The sequence below is a fragment of the Kamptonema animale CS-326 genome, from assembly GCF_028330895.1.
Taxonomy (GTDB): domain Bacteria; phylum Cyanobacteriota; class Cyanobacteriia; order Cyanobacteriales; family Microcoleaceae; genus Kamptonema; species Kamptonema formosum.
Genome location: NZ_JAQMUA010000087.1, coordinates 1 through 7,233, shown reverse-complemented (window position 1 = coordinate 7,233; position 7,233 = coordinate 1). Strand labels below are relative to the sequence as shown.

Below are 7,233 nucleotides of genomic sequence, written 5' to 3'. Positions count from 1 at the left end.
GTAACATTATGTTTTTCGATAGGCAAGCGTGTAACAATTTGGCTGCCTATCTTTTTTTACCACAACTCGGCTCAATCTTTACCCCATAAGCCTTTGGGCCGGATTGTCACCCCCCCAGTATTCTAATAGCCTGCGTTCTGGATTTAAGAAGCCTCAACACTATAGCGACTCTCAGATAAATGAGGTATACAGAAACCCTGTATTGTCAAGCTTTATCTTAAAAATCAAAATAAATATAAGGCAAACCCCCCTCCGGTGCCAAAGCTAAAGCCAGTAAACACAACGGTACCAAAATCAACTTTAAAGGCCAATTTAACTGCAACTTTAAACCTCGGTGCAGAGTGTAACTAATCCCCATAGCCACCACTAACACTGCCACCATCCAGCTTATCTGAAATCGTTCCAAACCCAGGGCCTCAATATAAACTTTTTGAGCAAATTGAACATCCGCATTATATCCCCAAAAATGTGAAAATACCAATCCAGAAATTTTCAAATCGGGGAGTCTAAAAAATATCCAAGATGCAAACACCATGCCCTGAGTCAACAACCAACCCACCAAAATACCCGGCAAACTTTGCCAAAAACTTTCCAGCGATAACTGCTTAGAAATAACTTCCGTCAGGCGATGAACTACTAAAGCCAAACCATGCAAACATCCCCAAATAATAAACCCCCAAGCGGCCCCATGCCAAATTCCTGCAATTAGCATGACAATCAATAAATTCACACAAGTTCTAACTAAACCTACCCGCGAACCGCCCAACGGAAAATATAGATAATTCCGCAGCCAATCCCCTAAACTCATGTGCCATCTCCGCCAGAAATCAGCAATACTAAGACTAAAATAAGGAAAATCAAAATTTTGCGGCAAACTCAAACCCATCAGCAAAGCAGTACCGCGAGCCATATCAACATAGCCGCTAAAATCTAGATATAATTGCAGTCCATAAGCAATTGTCGCTAACCATAAATCGCCACTACCAGCCCTCTGTAAATTATCAAAACTGAGGGTAACTAACTTACCCAAGTTATCAGCAAAAACTCCTTTTTTTACCGCACCAGAAGCAATCAGCCAAAGTCCTTCAGCAATTCCATCGTGCGTCGGAAATTTTAACGTTTTGAGCTGACTGAGCAAATTGTGATAGCGAGTAATAGGGCCAGAAATCAATTTAGGGAAAAAGAACTTGTAAGAGGCAAATTGCAGCAGGGAATTAGCAGCAGGAGCACCTCGATATACATCAATCAAGTAAGCAACGCACTCAAAACAAAAGAAACTCAGTCCTAAAGGAGAAATTACATTAGTGTTTACCCACCTAGCACTATCTAATGCAACTGGTAAATTAAAAAATGTACCGATAGAGGTCAAGAAAAAAGGCACATATTTAAAGCCGAGTAGTAGTGAAATATTAATAACAATTCCCAGCCACAGGAGGAGGAAGCGGCGGCGGTTCCAAGCTTCATTGGCAATCCGCCAGTCAAGAGGTTCCCCTATTGCTTTGGCCAAGCGGTAATTAAATACAATACCGATTAATAGTAGAGGGATGTACTCTATTTGCAGGAAAGCATAGAATCTGATGCTGGCGGCCAGCATCACAAACAGCCGCCAACCTCGGTTGGGAATTAGCCAGTAAATTACTAAAGTAATCAGTAGGAAATAAGCGTATTTTAAAGAAATAAAAGTCATTTTAGTTGCTAAATACCAATTACTAACAGTTAAGTTAACTCGATATTTTCATACAAATCTGCCAGCGAAATTTCTACAGGAATAGAAGTTAATGTCAGCCGATCGTCGATACTGCTATATTCCGAAAATATCCACTTATTCGCTTCAGTTTTAGAGTATTGCTCTACCTGTACCCGATATTGATCGATTAATAAATATTCCTGAAAACTAGGAATACTGCGATACCCAGCAAACTTTTCATCGCGATCGTAAGCTTTGGTACCTTTAGACAAGACCTCAGCAATTAACACAGGATTCGTAATTGTATCCGTGCGTCCAGATTGCAGCTCAATCGGGTTCGCTACCACCATCACATCTGGATAACTATAATTATTAAACTGCGGAACCCAAAGCCGCTGATCTGTAATAAAAGTCCGATAGGGTTTCCCTTTTAATGCCACTTTTAGTGCAACAATGAAATTACTGGTAATTTCATTGTGATTCGGTGTACCACCCGTCATTAGAACAATCTCTCCATTGATAAATTCATGCCGATCCTGAGAATTGATTTCAGCTTCTAAATATTCCTCAGCCGTGTAGGTTTTAGTTTCAACTTGCGTGACGATCATACACAATTCTCTCCTTTAATTTACTCATTTCAGTTGATCTTGAAAATTCTTAAAATGTAGGTGGGCGCTCGCCTCAAAAGGCTGTAACTTATAGCAGAAGATGGTTGAGGCTAAATGTAGCTAAATTTGGGTGGGCGCTCGTCTCAAAAGGCTGTAACTTATAGCAGAAGATGGTTGAGGCGAGCGCCCACCTTACAAGTTAACAGTTAACAGTTAACAGTTAACTAATTAGATTCAATTTGTGCATTCAAAGTCTTAGTAATCCGATCGCGCGTTTCCTCCAAATGAGCTCGCGTGTAAGCATCCGCCTTCTTATCTTCCTTCCGAATCGCTTTACTCAAAGCTTCCCGTAGTTCCCGTAATTCAGACCAAGCCAAAGCCCGTGCATCTTCAGGAGCACCCGTCTTTCGCAACACCATCCCCATTAAAATAGCTAAGTGTTCGCGCTGTAACGATCGCCTGAAATTAGAAATCGGCATCGACCGATCGTTTAACTGCAAAACCTCCGTCCAAATACCCTTATGCAAAGTATCAAATAACTCCGGCATCTTCAAAGCATTCTCCGGCGCAGTCTTTAATTCCCCATCGCGTAGGCGCGTCAGACGGACAGGAGAAAGCAACACCCGCAACGCAAAACGTTGAAGAAAAGTAATGCGATCGCCAATCGGATAATCCAAAGGAAACATCAACGCGGGATTTCCCCAATGATCCCAACGCGACGGCGCTAACTTATTCAACAACTCCGGCGAGAAACTAAACGCATCCGCCGCAAACACATACTTTTGTAGATTCGCCAAAGCTTCCCGCTGTTTCTCGATCGCGATCGCCTCAAAAGGCAAACGTCCATTTGGATCGCCCGGACGATCGCGGTTAAACGACTGACCCCCAACATATAGAGTCGTATTCATCACATTCTGGAAATAATACCCAAACACCGTATCAAACATCGTCCGCAACTCACTGTAACCCTCACCGCTAGCAGGAGTCCGATCCTCCAACTTCTTCCACATCACCCGCGCATTATCCAACTGCCACTGAGAATAGCGCAACATATTACTACTGAGATCGAACGTATTCGCAGCCGGATTCAAAATATCAAAAGAATCCTCATCCGCCGCATAAGAAAGCGAAGGTTCAGGAGCCCGCTGCGCGATTTCCGCCAACCTATCCACCTCAGCCGCCGGATTCACCCCTCCCATCGGCTTATAACCATACTCGATCGCCCAGCGATCGTAAGGCCCCACCACCACCGGAAAATAATCCCCCTGTTCAGTTCCCTGCGGCGCAATATTAATCGGCACATAATCCATCACCGACCCCACCAAACCCTTAGTTTGAGTAATAGCCGTATTATTCAAATCCTCCGGTTCCAGCATCGTACTCCCATGAAAATTGTGCCTCAGCCCTAACGTATGACCCACCTCATGGGCCGCCAGGTAACGCAAATACTGGTGTACGAACTCCGACATATCACTACCATCAGGCGGCGCATTGTGGAACAGAGACAGCGCCATCGCCCCGATCGCAAACTGTTTCGACGACTCCAACCCAAAACATAAATCAGAACTAGACATCAATTGTGACAGCGAAGAACGACCCTGCTGATTGTATTGTTCCTTCAAAGTTGGCAAATCATCTAATTCCAAAGCATCCCTCCTCAGTCCTCTATCCCCACTTTCCAACCCCTTAAGATAGCGAGAATAAAGACCGAATTGGCAAGGATTGCGATTAGTACCATTTTGCCCCTGAAAAGCCTTTGCCATTGATTGATTTTGTTGCACCAAACTGCGATAGCCATGCTTAATATCTCGGACAATATTTGCATCCAAAAGAATATCCGCATCTAAAATTTGTCCCGTCAGCGGATTGATACGAGACGGCCCAATACCCGCAAATGCCGGATAAAAAGAACTAGACCAGCGAATCGTGTTATAGCGCACATCAGCCGGGTCCCAAGACGCATTATCCGGCATTTGCTTAACTTGAATTGCATCAATAAATCCCGCCTTCTCAAAAGCTTTATTCCAAGCTAAAATACCCTCGCTGATAGCTTCCCGATACTCCAAAGGCACATTATTCTCAATCCAGAATACAATCGGCTGCACTGGCGGCGACATCGGAGCCCCAGGATTTTGCTTTTGCAAATGCCACCGATTCACATAGCGTACAAAAGGCTCAGAACGATTTTCATCCGAAAAATCCTTGTAAGCAGTTAGGAAATAGCCTACACGCTCATCGGCGGTGCGAGGTCGATAGCCATTATTAATAGGAACTTCCGAAAAACTGTAATGAATGCGAAGATTAAAAGCTCGACTATCCGGCAAAGATGGAAGATAAGCCATATCGCTATCATTCGAGCTAGAGAAACCATAAACAGAGGAAATTTCTACATTCAAAGGGAAGGCTTTCACTTCCTTAAAATAAGACTTATCAGGTTCTATAGAATAGGAACCTCCCAAGAAGTAAGGCAACATTGCAGTTATCCCCGGAAGGTCGCGGCGTTCGCTCATCAGTAAATCGCTAAGATCGATTAGCAAACTTTTTCGCTCAGGATGAATGCTTTTAATCGGTAAAGAATAGAGAATCGAATCGCTAAAAGAACGTTGCACTGAACCCGCTTGCGGATCGCCATCATGGGTACGAAAATTGATATTAGGAAGGGCAAATTCTACCTTGTTTTGTTGGCGGCGCAACTGAAACAGAAAATCTCCGATTGGCATACCGCTATAGATGCCAGATTCTCCCAGTCCCGATTCAAGAGTGATAAAGCAGAGGAATTTTTTATTGAGTTGTTCTGGGGTAATTTCGAGATAAACTTTTTTCTCTTCTTTCTCAGTGTAGAGAGTAAAAAGTCCAGACAATTTTTCCGTATCTTTAATGACTTGTTCAAAGGGTTGTAGTGCTTGCTGTTCGGTAGTATTCCCATTAGGACTAAACTCTGGGGTTTGAGCCGATAAAGAATCAGGTAAAATCAAACCCCTATACAAAGAAAACAGCAAAAAGGAAAGCGCAAATAGGAAAAATAGAAAGGGTATATTTTTTCTTTTGGTTTTCCCCTTTTGATTTGTACTTTCAGCGGAAGATTTTACTTGTTTCATGGTAGTGCTGATTGCTAATTGCTGATTGCTAATTGCCGATAGCTGATTGGTAATTGGTAATTGGTGATTGGTAATTGGTAATTGGTAATTGGTAATTGGTGATTGGTAATTGGTAATTGGTGATTGGTGATTGGTGATTGGTAATTGGTGATTGGTGATTGGTGATTGGTAATTGGTAGTTGGTAGTTGGTAATTGCTTATTCAGGATTTATGCGCTATGACCATAGAAACCGGGTTTTTCATGAAATATTTAGGCTGGAACCAAGTATTTTCGTAAAAAACCCGGTTTCTGGGCCAGCTTGGTAAGTCCTACAACTAACAACTAACAACTAACAACTAACAACTAACAACTAACAATTACCAATTAACAGTTAACAGTTAACAGTTAACAGTTAACAATTAACAAATTTAATTGCGAGTTGGCCAAGGAATCATCGGATCTTTAGCTAACTGCTTGGAAACTTCGACTGCTCCATAGCGATTGAGGTGGCTGGGGTCGGAAAAGTTTTCCCGCGCCTCTGGCCACAAAAGACCGATGTCTCGGAAAATTAATCCAGTTTCGGCGGCTAGCTGCTGCATTTGCTCTCGGAATTCTTGTTCGTATTCACCCCGCACCGGATCTAAATAATCTTTAGTTAGGGGCATATTAACAAAAACTAAATTAATATTGTGAGCTTTGGTAAATTCCACAAGGTTTTTGATAGCATCAGTTTGTCTGCCTACGAGTTGGAAACTTTGATAGTCAGCGTCGTAATCGCCTGAGACTTTGGAATGTTGCTGATAGTAAGTAGCGGGGGCGAAACGGATATCGATGGGAAGAAACCCATTCGAGTCAAATTCGCTTGTTTGTCCGCTGTCCACTATTAGTTTTTCCTCTGCTATTTGCTGTTCCTTATTTGAAACTTGGGAAGATTGCACCTGACTAATAACTAGCGATCGCAAAAAGGTTTTCAAGCGATCGCGGTTGCGGTAAGTCCCAGATACCCCCTCTAACTTGTGATTCAGAAATTCCTCGATCGCCACACCCCTCTTATCTATATTTTGCATAAATTCTGCTACAGGAGACAGGGGGGCGGTGGCGGCGGATTTGGATGTGGATGCGGTTACTCTGTTGGCGTGGATTTTCCAAGTTCCTTGAGCCAGTTGTCTATAACCTTCTGAAGTCGCGATCGCATTATAAGTAACATCAATCCTGCCACTATTGACAGCGCGGGCCCCATCGGCTAATACAATTAGTTTTGGCAGTTGCTCCACTGGTAAAACGCGGCGTAGTATCAAGTCTACAACTTGGACAGTAGCGCCATTTACCCCAAAGTTATAAACCTTCAGTCCCGGATACCCCTGTAGGGCCAAAGCTTTCTCTAAAACAGTCGGCTCGACTCCCCGCAAAGCTCTGGAACTGCCAACGATCATAATATCCGGGAGCCTTTTATGAGTGCGAATATATTTTTGGTAGCGTACTAACTGCTCATCAAGTTGATCGCTCCTGAAAGTTGGGTAACTTTCTACACTATCTAATGTTGAAAATGACTCTTGGCTATTGCTATTAGCTGGAAGTTCGATGCTAGCAGTACCGGGTTTAGTAAACCCAGAACCATTGAATACCTCTGTACTATTAGTTTGCGGCGATTGCTGCAAAGGTAACTGAGGTAAGCTCACCTCGCGAGTTTTGGAGTTAGAAACATTGTTTGATTCCACTCCCAACCCTTCACTATTTTGAGAAATTGCTCCCGTTTGCTTCGTTTCTGGCAAGGCTTCAGAGCCAGCAGCAGTTCGCGGTTTAGCGTTAAAAGAGTCAGCGATCGTTTCCTGTTCCCCCGCTCCCCTGCTCCTCTGCTCC

At 43.3% G+C, this 7,233-nt stretch carries 4 protein-coding genes; all 4 read right to left on the bottom strand.

Annotated features, from left to right (window positions below):
* Window positions 1-217: 217 nt before the first annotated feature.
* Entirely contained in the window at window positions 218-1,687 is a 1,470-nt protein-coding gene (locus PN499_RS05035) for an MBOAT family O-acyltransferase (protein ID WP_272030594.1), read from the bottom strand.
* A 29-nt stretch (window positions 1,688-1,716) separates the two neighbouring features.
* Complete coding sequence (locus PN499_RS05030) at window positions 1,717-2,295, bottom strand: Uma2 family endonuclease (RefSeq protein ID WP_272030593.1); 579 nt, start codon at window positions 2,293-2,295, stop codon at window positions 1,717-1,719.
* A 224-nt stretch (window positions 2,296-2,519) separates the two neighbouring features.
* Window positions 2,520-5,393: a zinc-dependent metalloprotease gene (locus PN499_RS05025; protein WP_272030592.1), complete on the bottom strand. Its 2,874-nt coding sequence runs from the start codon at window positions 5,391-5,393 to the stop codon at window positions 2,520-2,522.
* Window positions 5,394-5,801: 408 nt separating this feature from the next.
* On the bottom strand, window positions 5,802-7,233 hold a 1,432-nt coding region (locus PN499_RS05020), incomplete at its 5' end, for a DUF1574 family protein (protein WP_272030590.1).